The organism is Roseixanthobacter glucoisosaccharinicivorans (assembly GCF_043195095.2).
Classification (GTDB): domain Bacteria; phylum Pseudomonadota; class Alphaproteobacteria; order Rhizobiales; family Xanthobacteraceae; genus NCEH01.
Map to the genome: position 1 here is coordinate 622,955 of NZ_CM195538.1, position 17,347 is coordinate 640,301.

Genomic DNA, 17,347 nt, shown 5'->3' on the forward strand with positions numbered 1-17,347 from the left:
GGACAATCGACACGATGGCGGATGACGCGACCGAAAGCGGCGAATCTTTCGATGCCGATCCGACGCCCACACTGGGCGAGCAGACCTACGAGGACCTGAAGGCAATGATCCTCATGGGCGAGCTGCGCCCCGGAGAGCGGCTCGCAGAGGCCGAGATGGCCCAGCGCCTCGGCGTCAGCCGGACGCCGCTGCGCCACGCCCTGTCCCGGCTGGCGCAGGAGAAGCTCGTCACCAAGCGCACCCAGGGCGGCTATGTCGTTGTCAGCTTTGATTCCGCTGCCATTCGCGATCTGGTTGGCCTGCGCGAGGCTTTGGACGTTCACGCAGCCCGCGTCGCCGCCGAGATGGCCTCGGAAGAGGATCTCGCCCGTCTGCGCGAATGCCTCGCCAAGCTCGAAAGCGTGGCGAACAAGGAAGAAGAGATCGCGACCGAATTCTCTCTCGGGTTGCACATCCACGTCATCATCGCCGAATCCACCGGCAATCAGGCGCTGCTGGATGCGGTGAAACAGGTCTATGAGCGGCTGCAACTGGTGATCTGGCTGGAAGTGAGCTGGATGGATCACTGGATTGACCGGTTTAGCGAGCACCGGCAGATCGTGGAAGCCATCTGCAGCCGTGACCCCGAGCGAAGCGGAGAAGCGGCGCGCTTTCATGTGCAGCGCTCGCTGCAGAACATGCTGCGTGTCCTACAGATGCGGGAGCGCCGGGCAGTCGTGATCCCCAGCAAGCGGAACGCACGGTGAAGGCAGAGGAGGACGGCACGCGGCACGTGTCCTTCTGAAAATCGCAGCGCATACGATCTGCGACACGCCCGGACGCACCCGTTCTCTTCTGTGCCTTATGCCCGCCTATCTTTCGGAGGCGGCGAGCGCGTCGAACAGCCATTGCCGGAACTGGACGATCTTCGGCAGCTTCGCCCTCGATTTCAGATAAAGCATGCAGTGGCAGGTCATGCGCGGCCCCTCGAAGCCGAATGGGGCGACCAGGCTTCCACTCTTGAGTTCGCGCTCCACCAGAAGACGGCTCTCCAGGCAGACGCCGCGCCCGTCCACGGCGGCGCTGATGGACATGAAGGAGCGGTCGAAGCGCGGCCCGCGATCGAGGTTCAGCGCGACCCCCGGATGGCGGCGCAGCCATTCGCGCCAGCCGAAGAGATTGACTTCCGAGTGGATCAGCGGGTGGTGGCTGAGGTCGGCCGGCGTCCGCAGCGCATGCGGGCCCTCCAGCAGGCGGGGAGAGCACAGCGCGACAATGGTCTCGAGGGGAAACGGCTCCACCACGGTGCCGCTCTGCTGCAAAGCGGTGCCGTACTGGATGGCGAGATCAATGGTTCCGGATGCGAGGTCGATGGGATTGTTGGAGGCGTGCAGACGCACGTCGATCTCGGCGCTGACTTCGCTGAAGCGTGAAATCCGCGGCATCAGCCACTGGGCGGCGAGGCTCGGAACCACGTGGATCGACAGGATATCGCTGTGCTCCTCGCGGCCGACATTGCGGGTCGCCGCCTCGATCTGGGAGAGCGCCTGGCCGAGTTCCTCGGCATAGCGGCGGCCGACATCGGTGAGAATGACGGAGCGGTGCGCGCGGTGAAACAGGCGCGCCCCGATCTCGTCCTCCAGGAAACGGATCTGGTGGCTCACCGCCGAAGGGGTCACCCGCAATTCATCGGCGGCCTGCTGGATCGAACCCAGGCGCGCCGCCGCCTCGAAAGCGCGTACCCCCTTCAGCGCCGGCAGTTTCCGCATCTTTCACCTGAATTATTTTCAGACATATGGCCTTATAATTCGTTTGAAGGCGACCGGCAAAGACCGCACGTTCTTCCCTAACGATCAGCGCAGGCCGAAAAGCCGCGCAGCGACCCTGCTCAAGCAGGGCGTGCCGGGAGGACCACATGCTTCGCCACCATCCGCTCCGATCGCACTGACGCGCCCTGATCGCGCAGCCGCGTCCGCTCCCCGTCGAGCGGCCGCTTCCGCTTTCCTGAACGAGATCCTTCATGAACCAGCTCGGGCACAACATACCGATCGCGGAGCGCGCCTACCGCATCCGCCGCAACGCCCTGCGCATGGGCGAGGTGCAAGGCCAGGGCTATATCGCCCAGGCGCTCGGCATCGCGGACGTTCTCGCGGTCGCCTATTTCCACGCCATGGACTACCGGCCGGACCAGCCGGAATGGGAAGAGCGCGACCGCTTCCTGCTCTCCATCGGCCATTACGCCATCGCGCTCTATGCGGCGCTGATCGAGGCCGGAATCCTACCCGAAGACGAGCTCGACACCTACGGCACGGACGACAGCCGCCTGCCCATGTCGGGCATGGCGGCCTATACGCCGGGCATGGAGATCACGGGCGGGTCCCTCGGGCACGGGCTGCCCATCGCCATCGGCATGGCCCTCGCCCTCAAGCACAAGAAATCCGCGTCCTTCGTCTACACGCTGTTTTCCGATGGAGAGCTGGACGAGGGGTCGACATGGGAGGCGGCCATGTCCGCCGGCAGCTATGCGCTCGACAACCTCATCGGCATCGTCGACGTCAACAACATGCAGGCCGACGGGCCTTCGCGCGGCGTGCTCAATTTCGAGCCGCTGGTCCCCAAGTTCGAAGCCTTCGGCTGGCACGTCCAGCGTGTCGATGGCAACGACATCGCCGCGCTCGTGGCGGCGTTCGACACGGCGCGCCACACCGACATCAAGAAGCCGCGCCTGGTGATCTGCGACACAAAGATGGCGAAGGGCGTGCCCTTTCTCGAAGCGCGCGAGCGCAATCACTTCCTGCGGGTGGAACCCGAGGAATGGACCCAGGCCTTCGTGGCCCTCGAAGCGGGGAGGACGTCATGAAGCGCGACAAGTATCTGAAGCCGGTGCGGCCGGCATCGGCCGGAGAGCGGCTGACCACCTCGGCCATGATCGCCTCGCTCGCCTCGGAAGGCCAGCGCACCAAGCCGGCCCCGTTCGGCCACGCGCTCGCAGCGCTGGCTCAGACCCGGCCGGAAATCCTCGGCCTCACGGCGGATCTCGCCAAATATACCGACCTGCACATCTTTGCCCAGGCGCATCCGGACCGCTTCTACCAGATGGGCATGGCCGAGCAGCTGCTGATGGCGAGCGCGGCGGGCTTCGCGCGCGAGGGCTTCATGCCGTTCGCGACCACCTATGCGGTGTTCGCCTCGCGCCGGGCCTATGACTTCATCTGCATGGCCATCGCCGAGGAGGATCTCGACGTGAAGATCGCCTGCGCGCTGCCAGGCCTCTCCACGGGCTACGGGCCGAGCCACCAGGCGACGGAGGACATCGCGATCTTCCGCGGCATGCCGAACCTCACCATCGTCGATCCCTGCGACGCGCACGAGATCGAGCAGATGGTGCCTGCCGTCGCGGCGCATCGCGGGCCGGTCTACATGCGGCTGCCGCGCGGCAACGTGCCCCTGGTGCTGGATGAGTACGGCTACCGCTTCGAGCTGGGCAAGGCCAAGCTGTTGCAGGACGGCGCCGACGTCCTGGTGGTGTCCACCGGCTTCATGACCATGCGGGCGCTGGAGGCGGCCAAGCTCCTTCGCACCGACCGCATCGATGTCGGCGTGCTGCATGTGCCCACCATCAAGCCGCTCGACGAGGCGGCGATCCTGGAAGCCGCACGCAAGCCGGGCCGTCTGCTGGTCGTGGCGGAGAATCATTCGACCATCGGCGGGCTCGGCGAGGCGGTGGCGGGCGTGCTGATGCGCGCAGGCGTGACCCCGGCCTTCCGCCAGATCGGCCTGCCGGACGCGTTCCTGGATGCGGGAGCCCTGCCCACCCTCCATGACCGATACGGCATTTCCACCGAGGCGGTGGCAAGGCGCATCTCGGCATGGGTCAGTGGCAAGACTAATCACGCTCAGACGGGAGCTGTCGCATGATCCGGGTCGGTTTCGTCGGGCTCGGCGCCATGGGGCTGCCGATGGCGTCCAATCTCCTGAAGGCCGGTTTTCCGGTGCGCGCCTACGACCGCCGCCCGGAGCCGGTGGAAACCCTCGTCGCGGCCGGCGGCACGGCGGCCCACAGTGCCGCCGACGCGGCGCGCGATGCCGACGTGCTGGTGCTGATGGTCATCAACGCGTCCCAGGCCGAGGATGTGCTGTTCGTCGGCGGGGCGCTCGATGCCTTGCCGCCAGATGCAACGGTGGTGCTCATGGCGACCTGCCCGCCGCAGGCCGTCGCCCGCATCGCCGAGCGGGTGGAAGCCACAGGCCGCCCTTTCCTCGATGCGCCGGTTTCCGGCGGCGTCGTTGGCGCCGCCGCAGGGACGCTCTCCGTCATGGCGGCGGCCCCGCAGGCGACCTTCGAGCGCCTGCGCCCGCTCCTGGAAGCCATGGGTGGCAAGCTCATCCATGTGGGCGAGACGGCGGGGCAGGGGGCGATGGCCAAGACCATCAACCAGCTCCTGTGCGGCGTGCATCTCGCCGCGGCGGCGGAGGCCATGTCCCTGGCGGAGAAGGCCGGCGTCGCGCCTGCGGTCGCGCTCGACATCGTTTCCGCCTCGGCGGCGTCGAGCTGGATGCTGCGGGACCGTGGCCCCCGCATGCTGGAGCAGGACCCCATCGTGACCAGCGCGGTGGACATCTTCGTCAAGGACCTCGGCATCGTCCTCGCCGCGGGCAGCGACGCGCGGGCCGCATTGCCGCTGGCGGCAGCGGCGCACCAGATGTTTCTCGCCGTTTCCGGCCAGGGCAAGGGCGCGCAGGACGACAGCCAGGTGATCGAAGCCTACCGGCGCCTGCGCGGAGCCTGAACGCCGCATCGCAAGGAATTGGCAATGACAATCGACGTCCAGCACCATTTCGCCGACCTCTCCGAGGTTACGCTGCACTACCTCACCGCCGGCCAGGGCGATCCCGTGGTTCTCCTGCACGGAGTTCCGCAGAGCGCGCACGAATGGCTGCGGGTCATCCCGCAGCTTGCAGATCGCTATTCCATCATCGCGCCGGACCTGCGCGGGCTCGGCGATTCCTCCCGCCCGGCGACGGGGTACGACAAGCGCACGGTTGCGGCGGACATCTGGGAACTGGTCCATGGCAAGCTGGGCCTCGACCGGTTCTTCCTGGTGGGCCACGATTGGGGCGGCCCCGTCGCCTTCGCGCTCGCCGCCCAGCATCCCGAGGCGGTGCGCGGGCTGGCGATCCTTGATGTCGCGATCCCGGGAGACGGCGCCGAAATGTCCCAGGGCGGGCGCCGCTGGCACCATCCCTTCTTCCGCACGCTCGACCTGCCGGAGGCGTTGTGCGCCGGCCGCGAGCACATGGTCATCGACTGGCTGTTCGACAATTACGGCCGGCGGCCGAACGTGATCCCGCCCGAGGACCGGGCCGAATATCACCGCACCTACAGCCGGCTGGGCGGGTTCCGCGCCCTGCTGGCCTATTACCGCGCCTTCCCCCAGGACGCGCGCGACAATGCCGAGATCGTCGCCCGCAACGGCAAGCTGAAGATGCCCGTGCTCGCCCTCGGCGGCGACAGCAGCTTCGGCCGGGGCATGGAAACCTATGAATCGCTGAGCCGCCTGGCTGAGGACGTCACCGGCGGGCTGATCCCCGACTGCGGCCATTGGGTGGCCGAGGAGGCGCCGGACTTCATCGCCGACCAGCTCCGCAAATTCTTCGCGAAGATCGCCGCGAAGTAGAGGAAGAAATCGCGATCAACAAAAACAACCGGGAGGAACACCATGCCAATCATGACCCGCCGTACCCTGCTTGCCGGCTCGGCCGCGCTCGGCGCGAGCCTGGCGATGCCCGCCATCGTTTCGGCTGCTCCCGAGTTCCGGCTCAAGTTCGCCAACATCATGCCGGTCGATCATCCGCTGAACACGCGCATGACCGAGGCCAGCAAGGAAATCGAGAAACTCACCGACGGGCGGGTCGAGATCCAGGTGTTTCCCGCGAGCCAGCTCGGCACCGATGCGGACATGCTGAGCCAGCTTCGCTCGGGTGCCCTCGATTTCTTCGCGCAGACCGGCCTGATCGTGGCGACCCTTGTACCGGTCGCCTCCATCACCGGCGTGGGGTTCGCCTTTTCCGACTATCCGCAGGTCTGGAAGGCGGTGGACGGGCCGCTTGGCCAGCATATCGTGAAGGCGTTCGCGAAGGCCAATCTCATCGCGTTCGACACCATGTGGGACAACGGCTTCCGCCAGACCACCTCGCTGTCCCGGCCGATCCGCACCCCCGACGACCTGAGCGGCTTCAAAATCCGCGTCCCGCCTTCTCCGCTCTGGACGTCACTCTTCAAATCGCTGGGCGCATCCCCCACCTCCATCCCGTGGGGCGAGACTTATTCCGCGCTGCAGACCCGCGTTGCGGACGGCCTCGAGAACCCGCTCGCGGGGATCTACTTCGCCAAGATGTATGAAGTGCAGAAGTATCTCTCCCTCACCAACCATATGTGGGACGGCTTCTGGTTTCTCGCCAACCGCAAGAACTTCGAGGCCATGCCCGCCGCGACCCGCGACATCATCACGAAGACCGTCAATGCCGCGGCTCTCAAGCAGCGTGCGGATGTCGAGAAGCTGAATGGCGAGCTTCAGTCCGCGCTGACGGCCAAGGGGCTCGAATTCATCACCGTCGATACCTCGCTGTTCCGCAAGAAGCTGCAGGATTCCACATTCTACACTGAATGGAAGGGACGCTTCGGCGAGGAAGCCTGGGGACTGCTTGAGGCTTCCTCTGGCAAGCTGATCTGAGGCGCGGGGATGGCCGCATCACCTCACTCCACCGCCACCGGCGGCGTGCTTCCCGCCCCTCTGGTTCTGCTGGAGGCGGGGGTGGTGCGCGTCGTCGAATGGATCGCGGGCGCCCTGGTGCTTGCCGAGGTCCTCGTGCTCTTCGCTGGCGTGCTGTCGCGCTACGTGTGGAACGAGCCGCTGGTCTGGTCGGATGAACTCGCTTCCATGCTGTTCCTCTGGCTCTCCATGTTCGGAGCGGTGCTGGCCTTCCACCGGGGCCAGCACATGCGCATGGGCGCCCTGGCCGACGCATCGCCCGCCAGGACGCGCTCGCGGCTCGAAATCGTCGCGCTGGTCGCCTGCCTCGTGCTGGTGGTGGTGCTGCTGCCCCATGCAATCGAATATGCGGTGGACGAGATGGCCGTCGTCACGCCGGCCCTGGAAGTCCCCGTCGCCTGGCGGGCGTCGGGGCTTCCCATCGGGCTCGCGCTGATCCTGTTCTTCGGGCTGATGCGAGTCGCGCGGCTCGGCACTCTGCGCGATTTTGCGGTGGCGGTGGTTCTGGCGGCGGCGCTGGTGGGCGTGGCCCTTGCCGCGCGGCCGCTGATCCTCTCCCTCGGCAATTGGAACCTTGTTCTCTTCTTCGTTGTGTTCGTGGCCATGGGCGTGCTCAGCGGCATTCCCATCGCCTTCGTGTTCGGGCTTGCGGCGCTGAGCTATGTCGCGCTCGGCACCGGCCGCCCCTTGACCGTGATCGCCGGCCGGCTGGACGAGGGCATGTCGCATCTGCTTCTGCTGGCCGTGCCGCTGTTCGTGCTGCTCGGCATGCTGATGGAATTGACCGGCATGGCGCGGGCCATGGTGAATTTCCTCGCGACCCTGCTGGGCCATGTGCGGGGCGGCCTGTCCTATGTGCTGGTCGCCGCCATGTATCTGGTCTCGGGCATTTCCGGGTCCAAGACGGCCGATATGGCCGCGGTCGCGCCGGCCCTGTTCCCGGAGATGAAGAAGCGCGGCGCCAAGCCCGGCGACCTCGTGGCCCTGCTCGCCGCAACCGGCGCGCAGACCGAGACGATCCCGCCGAGCCTCGTTCTGATCACCATCGGCTCGGTCACCAGCGTTTCCATCGCCTCCCTGTTCATCGGCGGGCTGCTGCCGGCCCTGGTCTGCGGCCTTGCCCTGTGCACGCTGGTCTGGCGGCGCTATCGCCACGAGGATCTCTCCGGCGTGCGGCGCGCCACGCGAGGAGAAATCCTGCGGGCGTTCGTGCTGGCGCTGCCGGCGCTCGCGCTCCCCTTCATCATCCGCACCGCGGTGGTGGAAGGTGTCGCCACCGCCACGGAGGTCTCCACCCTCGGCATCGCCTATTCGGTTCTGGTGGGCCTGCTGATCTATCGCGAGTTCAACTGGGGCCGCATGTTGCGGATGCTGGTGGATACGGCGGCCCTCTCCGGGGCGATCCTGTTCATCATCGCTGCCGCGACGGCGGTGGCCTGGTGTCTCACCCAGTCCGGCTTCTCGCGCGATCTTGCCGCCGCCATGGGGAGCCTGCCGGGCGGCGCGCCGGTGTTCCTGCTGGTGTCCATCATCACCTTCGTGGTGCTCGGCAGCGTGCTGGAAGGAATCCCCGCTGTGGTGCTGTTCGCCCCGCTCGTCTTCCCCATCGCCAAGAACCTCGGCATCCACGAGGTGCACTACGCCATGGTCATCATCCTGGCGATGGGCGTCGGCCTGTTCGTGCCCCCGTTCGGGGTTGGCTATTACGCTGCCTGCGCCATCGGCCAGGTCAATCCCACGGAGGGCATCAAGCCGCTGTGGGGCTACATGGTCGCGCTGCTTTTAGGCCTCGCCCTGGTCGCGGCGGTGCCTTGGATTTCCATCGGCTTCCTGTCCTGAGGTCCCTTTACTGAACCGCCGGGGCGCGGCCTCGGTGCCATGCAAGGTCGTGCGCCCATGTCCCTGATTCCGTCCTCCGGCTTCGCCGAAGCCGGCACCTCCGCGCGCCGAATGGCCGACGCCATCCGCTTTCTCGCCCTCGACGCCATCGCCAAGGCCGAGGACGGCCATCCCGGCGCGCCCCTCGGCGGGGCGGAGGTCGCCACCGCGCTCTTCACCCGCCACCTCAAGTGCAATCCGGCGGACCCCACCTGGCCGGATCGCGACCGCTTCGTGCTCTCGAACGGCCATGGGTCCATGCTCCTCTATGCCGCGCTCCATCTTTCGGGCTACGCCGGCATGCCCATCGAGGAGATTCGCCGCTTCCGCGAGCTTGGCAGCTCGACCCACGGCCATCCCGAGCGGGCGTCGGAACTCGGCGTCGAGGTCACGACCGGCCCGTTGGGGCAGGGCATCGCGAACGCCGTGGGCATGGCGGTGGCGGAAGCCTGGCTTTCCGCCACCTTCGGCGCGGATGTCGTGGACCATCGCACCTATGCGCTGGTCGGCGATGGCTGCCTCATGGAGGGGATCGCCCACGAGGTGATCTCGCTCGCCGGTCATCTCGGCCTGCGGAAGCTGTGCTTCCTGTGGGACGACAATCGCATGACCGACGACGGCGTCATCGACTTCGCCCTCTCCGAGGACGTGCGCGCGCGCTTCCGTGTCGCGGGCTGGCAGGTGATCGACGCGGACGGCCACGATGTCGAGGCGGTTTCCGCCGCCTTGCATCTCGCCGGCGGTGATCCGCGCCCGACGCTCATCGCCTGTTCGACCACCATCGGCAAAGGCCTGCCGCGCCTTGAAGGCCAGCGCGGCGCCCATGGCGGGCGGGTGTTCCCCGAGGACGTCGCCGCGGCCCGTACCGCCGCCGGCTGGACCCACGGCCCGTTCGAGGTGCCACAGGATGTGGCTGCGGCTTGGCATGCGGGGGTCGCGCTGCGCAACCGCTCGGCCTACGAGGGCTGGCAGGCGCGCGTCGCCGCCCTGCCGCAGGAGAGGCGTCGCCTGTTCGAGCGCCTGATGCGCGGCGCGCTTCCGGAGGGCTGGAGCGAGGCGCTCGCGGGCCATGCCGCGAAGCTTGCAGCCGAGGCGCCCATCCAATCCTCCAACCAGTCCACGGCCGACATCGTCGATCTCCTCGCCAGCTCGATCCCCGAGCTTCTGCCCGGTGCGCCGGACCTCGAAGGCCCCACCAATTGCAAGCGCGGCCTTGCCGCCTTCACGGCGCGCAACCCGGCTGGGCGCTATCTGCACTACGGCATCCGCGAACATGCCATGGGCGCCATGATGAATGGCATGGTGGCCCATGGCGGCGTCGTGCCGCTGGGCGCCACCTATCTCGTCTTCTCCGACTATATGCGCCCGCCGCTGCGCATGGCGGCGCTCATGGAGCTGCCGGTCATCACCATCTACAGCCATGACAGCATCGGCATCGGCAAGAACGGGCCGACCCACCAGCCGGTGGAGTTCCTCGCCTCCCTCCGCGCCATCCCCAACATGGCGGTGTTTCGCCCCGCCGATGCCGTGGAAACCGTTGAATGCTGGCAGCTCGCGCTGGCTCGCCGGCACGGTCCGTCGTCCATGATCTGCTCCCGCCAAGCCTTGCCGCCGCTGCGCCGCGATGCCGGCGAGAACCGCTCGGCGCGCGGCGCCTATGTGCTGGCGGAGGGCGAGGGCGGCGCACGCCGGGTGACGCTGCTCGCCACCGGCTCGGAGGTCGCGCTCGCGCTCGCGGCACGCGATATTCTGCAGGCGGAGGGCGTGCCGACCGCCGTCGTCTCCATGCCATGCTGGGAAATCTTCGCCGGGCAAGACCTCGCCTATCGGTCCAAGGTGCTCGGTCCCGGCACGGTGCGCGTCGGCGTGGAAGCGGCGGTGCAATTCGGCTGGGAGCGCTGGATCGGCCTGGATGGCGGCTTCGTGGGAATGAGCGGCTTCGGCGCCTCTGGGCCGGGCGATGCGTTATTCCGCCATTTCGGCATCACCGTCGAAGCGGTGGTAGACGCCGCACGGACCCGGCTCTGATCTCACCCGCGTGTCGGGTCTTGATCTCTCCGGTGACGGCGTAAGCAACCAGAGGTGAGACCCGAAAACCGGACCGCTTGGCATCGTCAACCTGGTACTCGGCGCCCTCGTCCTCGGCCTCCCGCCGATCGAACTCGCCCACGACATGGAGCGCTATTACGGCATATTCTCGCGCCTGAAGGAGCGGCGGGTCCAACTGGCCGGCACGCTGTCCAGCGGCGAGCAGCAGATGGTCGCCATCAGCCGCGCGCTCACGGGGCGTACGTGCTGAGACAGAGCGCATCACCGCCGAAGGCACCGCGACGGACCTGCTGGCGAGCGATACGCTGCTGAGGCGGATCTCGGCGAGAAACCGCGGCCGCAGCGTGCCGCCGTATGCGCGAGGTGAGGACCTGGCGCTGCGGTTCTGCCGGGCAGGCTCTTTCCATTGTACGATGGAGGCGGCTAAATGAATCTGGAAGAAGGAACCGAACTCGATCGGCGGCTGTTGGCGACGGCCATCGCCGGGAAATCCCGTTTGACCCATTTCGATATCACGTCGCTGCGCCTGTTCGCATCCGTTGTGGAGCAGGCGAACATCGCCCAGGCCGCCCGCGTCAATGCCATCGCGGCGTCCGCGGTGAGCAAGCGCATTTCCGATCTCGAAGGGCGCATCGGCATCACGCTGCTCTACCGCACCAAGGACGGCGTTGAGCCCACGCCCGCCGGCTTTGCCATGTTCCGCCATGTCAAGCGCATCCTGCGCATGCTGGAGGACCTGGACGCGGAGCTGAGCGAATACGCCAATGGTGTGCGCGGCCAGGTGCGCATCTGGGCCACCACGTCGGCCATTACGCAATTCCTGCCCGAGGATATCGCCGCCTATGCCGCCAGCTTTCCCGAAGTGAAGGTCGAGCTGCGCGAGGCGTCGAGCCAGGTGGTGATCGACGCCATTCGCGACGGCTTTACCGACATCGGCATCTTCTCCGACCATGTGGCCAATCCGGACCTTGAGGCCCGGGTCTACCGGCGGGACACGCTCATGGTGATCGTGCACCCGGCGCATCCCCTGGCCGGCCGCGAGACGGTGAAGCTGGTGGATCTGGCGGATTATGATCAGGTGGGCCTCCAGCTCGGCAGTTCGCTCCAGAGTAAGCTGGTCGAGGAGGCGCGCGCCGCTGGCATCCGCCTCAAGGTGCGCGTCAATGTGCTGAGCTTCGACGGCATCCGCCGCATGGTGGAGGCGGGGCTCGGCCTCGCCGTGCTCCCGGAAGGCTCGGTGACGCCCTATCTGAGCACGGGCATGTTCACCGCGATCGCCCTGGATGAGCCCTGGGCCACCCGCTCGCTGCTGCTGGGCTATCGGGATTATAAATCCCTGCCCATGGTGGCCCGCGCCCTGATCGAATGCCTCGCGCCCGCACCGCGCGCCGAGGACGCGAAGGCGCCGCCGCCACAGGCCGTGCCCGCTTCGCGGCAGAGATCTCCGATGGATATGCAGGGCGTCTCCAAACAACGATAGCCGCCGCATCCCGATTCCTGGACTGTTCCGCCCGAACAGGCCGGGCCGGTGATGCCCGGGGCCAATATGAAGGCGAGGGTCATGCTGGAAAAACCCATGGGCGACGGCATCGAGGCGGACACGACGGGCACACAGGCCGGCACCGCGCCCGCAGGTCCCTTGGCGGGGCTGCGGGTGATCGAGCTCGGGCATTTCATCGCCGGCCCGTTCGCGACCCGTCTCCTGGCCGATCTCGGCGCCGAGATCATCAAGGTGGAGCCGCCCGAGGGCGGAGACCCGGCCCGTGGCTGGGGCATAGCGGTGGAGGGCAATTCCCTCTGGTGGTCGGTTCACGCCCGCCACAAGAAGTGCATCACGCTCGATCTGAAATCGCCCGCCGGGCGCGACATCGCGCTCAAGCTCATCGCCGAGGCCGATGCGGTGATCGAGAATTTCCGCCCCGGCCAGCTGGAGCGCTGGGGCCTCGGCCCGCAGGAGATCAAGGCGGTCAATCCCGACTGCATCCTGGTGCGCATTTCCGGCTTCGGCCAAAATGGTCCCTATCGCGACAAGGTTTCGTTCGGCGTCATCGGCGAGGCCATGGGCGGCATTCGCCATCTCACGGCCTATCCCCCGGACGGGGCGGTGGATCTGCCGCCGGTGCGCACCGGGGTGAGCCTCGCCGACAGCCTTGCGGGGATCTATGGCGTGGTCGGCCTGCTTGCCGCCATCTATCAGCGCGACGTGCGCAAGACGCGCTCGGGCCAGCTGGTGGACGTCGCCCTCTACGAGGCGGTGTTCAGCCTCATGGAAGGCTGCTTGCCGGAATACAGCAAGCTCGGCGTGGTGCGCCAACCGGCCGGCTCCATGCTGCCCTCCACCGCACCGTCCAACGCCTATCGCTGCGCGGATGGAAGCTGGATCTGCATCGCCGGCAATTCGGACCGCATTTTCCGCCGCCTGATGGACCTCATCGGCCGGCCGGAGCTGGCCGACGATCCGCGCTACGCCACCAATTGGAGCCGCGTCGCAAATGTCGCCCAACTCGATACGCTGATCGCCGCCTGGGCGATCGGCCAGCCGGCCCGCGCGGCGGTGGAGAAGCTGGAGGCCAGCGACGTGCCGGCGAGCATCATCTACACCATCGCCGATTGCGTCCAGGATCCCCACTTCGATGCCCGCGGCATGATCCAGCAGGTGGAGGATGCCCAGTTCGGCCCGCTGCTTCACCCCGGGATCGTCCCGCAGTTCGACGGCGTCTCGCCGAAGGTCGCCGAGCCTGGCCCGGCCCTTGGCGCCCATACCGAAGAGGTCCTGTCGCAGCTCCTCGGGCTCGATGCTGCTGCGGTCGGCAAGCTGCGCGCCGACGGCATCGTGTGAAGGAGGCGCGCATGGACAACGTCAGCATTGTCGAAGTGGGCCCGCGCGACGGCTTCCAGGCCGTCAAACCCTTCATTCCCACGCAGACCAAGATCGCACTCGCGCGCAAGCTTGCCGACAGCGGCCTGCGGCGCATCGAGATCGGCTCCTTCGTCAGCCCCACCGCGCTGCCGCAGATGTGCGACATCCGCGAGGTGCTGGCCGCCCTGCGTGACGACCGGCGGCTCGAACTCTCGGTTCTCGTGCCCAATCTGCGCGGCGCCGAGCTGGCGCTGGCCGCCGGTGTCGACAACCTCGTCTATGTGATTTCGGCGAGCCCGTCCCACAATCAGAGCAATGTGCGGCGCAGCGTCGAGGCGTCGCTCGCGGAGATGCGCGCGCTTCTGAGCGATCTCAAGCCTCAGGGCCGCTTCCGCTTCAACCTTGCCACCGCCTTCGACTGCCCCTTCGAGGGGACGACACCGCCCGAGCGGGTGCTCGACATCGTCGCGCAGGTGCTGGAGATGGCGCCGCGCGCCGAGATCTGTCTGTGCGACACGACCGGCAAGGCCATCCCCGTGCAGGTGGCGAATGTGTTCAGGGCTTGCGCCGAGCGGTTCGGCGCGCGCGCCTGGGCCTATCACGCGCATGACACCTACGGCCTCGGCCTCGCCAGCTCGCTCGCCGCCTATCAGGAAGGCGTCAGGGTGTTCGACGCGGCGGTGGGTGGCCTCGGTGGCTGTCCGTTCGCGCCCGGCGCAACCGGCAATATCGCCACGGAGGACCTGGTGTTCCTGTTCGAGAAGTCAGGCCTCTCGACCGGCGTCGCGCTCGGCCCGCTGCTCGAGGCGGCGGCTCTCGCCGAAAGCCTGGAGGGTGGGCAGACGGGTGGGCATATCCGCCTTGTGCGCGCCCGCCGCGGGGCGGCGCGCGACGGCCAGAAGCTCGCGGCCGACGCCCTTCTCGATTCCGAGAGCGACCAGGGTGAAACCATCTGATCGGCGAACGCGTTCTTGAGAGTGTGATCCGCCGGGAAAAGCGCGTGCGCCCAGATGCTTCGCGTGGAAACGGGCGCACCGCCCGCTCCGGCCACACAAAATTGGGGGGCGGAGGTTTTTAAATGCAAAAGCAACTTGGCGTGCCCTTACGTTCCGCGCAAAACTTACGTTCAAGTAGGCGGCTACCGACCTGAGCATGTGGCTCCGTGATCCGCCGGCGACGAACCTCGTGAGACACCGCACATGGCTGCACATGCGCCCCAACTTCGCCGCTTGGCGTTCGGCAATCGCGGTAAGATGCATTCGCGATCGCTTCAGCGAATGCAGTATCAGGTCGAGCGCGTATTCGGTTGGAACGCGGAATACGATGCGATCGGCGATGCCTCCGCCTTCGCTATTCAGCAATCGTTCTCGGTCATCAATGGCTTAAAGCTTGTCTGTATGTCGCATACGCCGATCCGGACCCGGGTTGAGACCGACGAATTTTCGTTTTTCATGCCGATGGATGGCGGGCCAATCCATTCCAAGGTGAATGGCAAGGAGATCCTGTGCAATGTCGCCACGGACGCATTGCTGGCGCCGGAGGGCGAAAGGGTCGGCGAGGGCAACAATCGTTCGGTCCTTGTTGCCAGCATCGACCGGCGACGCTTGCTGCACACCGCGCGCACGATGCTGGGCCAGGACGAGATCAAGCTGGACCTGGGCAACCCGACCGTGCTGCCGCTCAATGTAGGTGGCGTGAACTTCGATCTTATGGTGCGCAGTGCCTGCAATTTGCTGGAGGCCTGTAACCTTTCGGGCGAGCTGGCGGCGAAAATCGGCGTCGACGAAACCTTCTATCGTGCGATCTGCGGCATGCTGCTGCGCGACCAGCTCTTCGGCGAAGGTGAAGGAAAGGCGGCGCGGACCCTCGAAGACGAATGGGTGGAACGCGCCTGCGACTATGTTCTCGCCAATCTCAGCCGCCGTATCACCTTGACCGATCTTGAGATGGTGAGCGGCTTGTCCGCCCGCAGTCTGCAATACGGCTTTCAGCGGCATTTCGGCTGTTCGCCGGTAACCTGGATTCGCAATGAGCGTCTGAATGCGGCCCGCGATCTGCTTCTGGCGAAAGGGGCCGAGACCAATGTCACCACGGCCGCGCTGACCTTCGGCTTTTCCAATCTTGGAACGTTTTCCAAACTCTATCGGGAAAAGTTCGGCGAATATCCCACCGCAACCCTGGCGGCCTCTCGCGCCAGGCGCGGATGAAGTCGCCCTGTGATGGGGGCCGGATCGCCCGAAGGTCGTCTGCCGCCGCTCGCAGCCTGGAGCCTTGCCAGCGCTGCGTCGCGGCGGCGGGATGGGTTCAGGCGTTTTGGGACGACGCCTGGCGACGCGCGAACCCGGCGTCGACAAGGAGCTGCCAAGACAATTGCGAGGCCAGGTGGAGCGTGATCAGCTCGAGCCAGCCCTTGGCGTGGAATTCCACCACCACAGGTGCGGGCAGGGCGCGGAACGCCGCCTCGTTCACCACCTGAAATCCTTGCACCACGGCCTTTCCGGCGTCCGCATAGTCCACCTGGGCCGAGCGCTCTTCGAGCAATCCATTTGCCTTCAGCGCCTGGGCGAAGGCCAGCGTCCGGGCGTGGTCCACCGCATAGGCGTCACATAGGGCCATCGCCGCCTGTCCGGCGGAAGTTGGGCCGCCGGCCGCATCGAACAGACTGTCCGCCTCCCCATCGCCTTCCGCGATGACGCGGTCGCTGGCGATGTCGATGCCGAGCATGGTGGGTCCGCCGGCCTCGGAGGTCATGCCGATGAACGGGTAGCGTCGGACATAGCCGGGAATATATGCGCCGGCGCGCCAGCCGCCATCGGCTTCGACGAACAGATTCTGCCCGGCTTGCGTGCCGGTCACAGCCAGCGGCATGGCGCCGTCGTCATTCGCGAACACGATCGGATAGGCGCGCCCGGCAAATGCGAATTCGCTGAGCACCAAGGGCACCGCCGTTGCGGCGGCGGCAAAGTGGAAGTTCGCCCCGCGCCGCACGCCGAGAGCGGAATGCTCGTGGCTGCGCAAAAGCGTGGGGCTCCGATAGAAGAGCGGGAGAGAGGCGGGGGATCGCGCTTGGTCCAGACTCGTCAAGGGTTCGACCTTCCTGTTGGGTACCGGCGGGGCGCTGGGCCCGCGTCGGCGGAGTGGAGCATTGTCCGGACGGGACGGCGTGCGAACGGTTCCCGGCTGTCTCAGGGCTTGATGCTGGCGTCGAGTGCCGGACCGAAGCCCTTGAAGGAGACCGGCAACGTCGCGGCGTGGCGGGCGCCGTCCTCGAAGGTGAAGCTACCGGGCTCCGTGGCGGATTTCATGGCCTGGACGCTTGCGCTGTCAAGCTGGACTTCGGCGACGCAGGCCTGGGCGCACTTCTTGAATTCGAGCTGGAGCGGCTTGGCCTTCTCGCTCACTTGAAACTTGACGCCGGCCGGCAGCCACACGCCCTGGGGCAATTGGATGACGAGGCTCATGCCGGCCTTGGGATCGGTGCGCCCGACGGCGATGCTTGCGACCACCCCCTGGCCCTGAACCTGCAGGTTCTGAACCACCTCGCAGGTGCGCGCCTTGTCGGCCTGGGCCACGCAGCGCATCAGCCAGTCCTGATAGGTAGCGGTCGTTGCGGCGGGTTGGGAAGGGTCGGCGGCTGCCGCGGGCGGGGTCGTTGGGGCGGGACGCGCGGACTGTGCCGGCTGGGCCTGCGTGGACTGGGCGTGGGCGGACTGACCCTCGGCGAGCAAGCCGCCGCCCAGTACGCCGGCGATCATCAAGACCGCGCGGGCGGCGAGGGGAAATGAACGCATCATTTTTGCTCTACGTA

General features: G+C 66.9%; 16 protein-coding genes. 13 read left to right on the forward strand and 3 right to left on the reverse strand.

Annotation, left to right across the window (positions count from 1 at the left end; translation table 11 throughout):
• The first annotated feature begins 14 nt into the window (after window positions 1-14).
• Complete coding sequence (locus V5F78_RS02685) at window positions 15-746, forward strand: GntR family transcriptional regulator (protein ID WP_394066777.1); 732 nt, start codon at window positions 15-17, stop codon at window positions 744-746.
• Window positions 747-851: 105 nt separating this feature from the next.
• Here the strand turns inward: V5F78_RS02685 and gcvA are convergent, their stop codons facing one another.
• Complete coding sequence (gene gcvA, locus V5F78_RS02690; RefSeq protein WP_394066775.1) at window positions 852-1,748, reverse strand: transcriptional regulator GcvA; 897 nt, start codon at window positions 1,746-1,748, stop codon at window positions 852-854.
• A 251-nt stretch (window positions 1,749-1,999) separates the two neighbouring features.
• On the opposite strand from gcvA, the gene V5F78_RS02695 reads away from it, so the two are divergent.
• The 12 genes from V5F78_RS02695 to V5F78_RS02750 all read left to right on the forward strand — a co-directional run bounded on the left by V5F78_RS02695 (window position 2,000) and on the right by V5F78_RS02750 (window position 15,746).
• Entirely contained in the window at window positions 2,000-2,839 is an 840-nt protein-coding gene (locus V5F78_RS02695; protein WP_394066773.1) for a transketolase, read from the forward strand.
• Window positions 2,836-3,897: a transketolase family protein gene (locus V5F78_RS02700; RefSeq protein WP_394066772.1), complete on the forward strand. Its 1,062-nt coding sequence runs from the start codon at window positions 2,836-2,838 to the stop codon at window positions 3,895-3,897. Before V5F78_RS02695 ends, V5F78_RS02700 begins: the two co-directional genes overlap by 4 nt.
• Window positions 3,894-4,769, forward strand: coding sequence for an NAD(P)-dependent oxidoreductase (locus V5F78_RS02705; protein WP_394066770.1), 876 nt, complete (start codon window positions 3,894-3,896; stop codon window positions 4,767-4,769). Before V5F78_RS02700 ends, V5F78_RS02705 begins: the two co-directional genes overlap by 4 nt.
• A 24-nt stretch (window positions 4,770-4,793) precedes the next feature.
• Window positions 4,794-5,657 (forward strand): alpha/beta fold hydrolase, encoded by an 864-nt coding sequence (locus V5F78_RS02710; protein ID WP_394066768.1) that lies wholly within the window; start codon window positions 4,794-4,796, stop codon window positions 5,655-5,657.
• A gap of 42 nt (window positions 5,658-5,699) precedes the next feature.
• Entirely contained in the window at window positions 5,700-6,713 is a 1,014-nt protein-coding gene (locus V5F78_RS02715; protein WP_394016230.1) for a TRAP transporter substrate-binding protein, read from the forward strand.
• 9 nt (window positions 6,714-6,722) lie between these two features.
• Window positions 6,723-8,591: a TRAP transporter large permease gene (locus tag V5F78_RS02720; protein ID WP_394066766.1), complete on the forward strand. Its 1,869-nt coding sequence runs from the start codon at window positions 6,723-6,725 to the stop codon at window positions 8,589-8,591.
• 57 nt (window positions 8,592-8,648) lie between these two features.
• Window positions 8,649-10,658 (forward strand): transketolase, encoded by a 2,010-nt coding sequence (gene tkt, locus V5F78_RS02725; protein ID WP_394066765.1) that lies wholly within the window; start codon window positions 8,649-8,651, stop codon window positions 10,656-10,658.
• Window positions 10,659-10,803: 145 nt separating this feature from the next.
• Window positions 10,804-10,929, forward strand: a complete 126-nt coding sequence (locus V5F78_RS02730; protein WP_394066763.1) for a hypothetical protein — start codon at window positions 10,804-10,806, stop codon at window positions 10,927-10,929.
• 177 nt (window positions 10,930-11,106) lie between these two features.
• The gene (locus tag V5F78_RS02735) at window positions 11,107-12,159 is read left to right on the forward strand and encodes a LysR family transcriptional regulator (RefSeq protein WP_394066761.1); all 1,053 of its coding nucleotides are present in this window, start codon (window positions 11,107-11,109) and stop codon (window positions 12,157-12,159) included.
• A gap of 81 nt (window positions 12,160-12,240) precedes the next feature.
• Window positions 12,241-13,518: a CaiB/BaiF CoA transferase family protein gene (locus V5F78_RS02740; RefSeq protein ID WP_445322277.1), complete on the forward strand. Its 1,278-nt coding sequence runs from the start codon at window positions 12,241-12,243 to the stop codon at window positions 13,516-13,518.
• Window positions 13,519-13,529: 11 nt separating this feature from the next.
• Window positions 13,530-14,495, forward strand: coding sequence for a hydroxymethylglutaryl-CoA lyase (locus V5F78_RS02745; RefSeq protein ID WP_394066759.1), 966 nt, complete (start codon window positions 13,530-13,532; stop codon window positions 14,493-14,495).
• 243 nt (window positions 14,496-14,738) lie between these two features.
• The gene (locus tag V5F78_RS02750) at window positions 14,739-15,746 is read left to right on the forward strand and encodes a helix-turn-helix domain-containing protein (RefSeq protein WP_394066757.1); all 1,008 of its coding nucleotides are present in this window, start codon (window positions 14,739-14,741) and stop codon (window positions 15,744-15,746) included.
• Between the two features lie 97 nt (window positions 15,747-15,843).
• Here V5F78_RS02750 and V5F78_RS02755 read toward each other — a convergent pair whose 3' ends face one another.
• Window positions 15,844-16,557 carry a SapC family protein gene (locus V5F78_RS02755; protein ID WP_394066755.1) on the reverse strand — a complete coding sequence of 238 codons (714 nt, stop codon included), beginning with the start codon at window positions 16,555-16,557 and terminating at the stop codon, window positions 15,844-15,846.
• 167 nt (window positions 16,558-16,724) lie between these two features.
• The gene (locus V5F78_RS02760) at window positions 16,725-17,333 is read right to left on the reverse strand and encodes an invasion associated locus B family protein (RefSeq protein ID WP_509276542.1); all 609 of its coding nucleotides are present in this window, start codon (window positions 17,331-17,333) and stop codon (window positions 16,725-16,727) included.
• Between the last annotated feature and the right edge of the window lie 14 nt (window positions 17,334-17,347).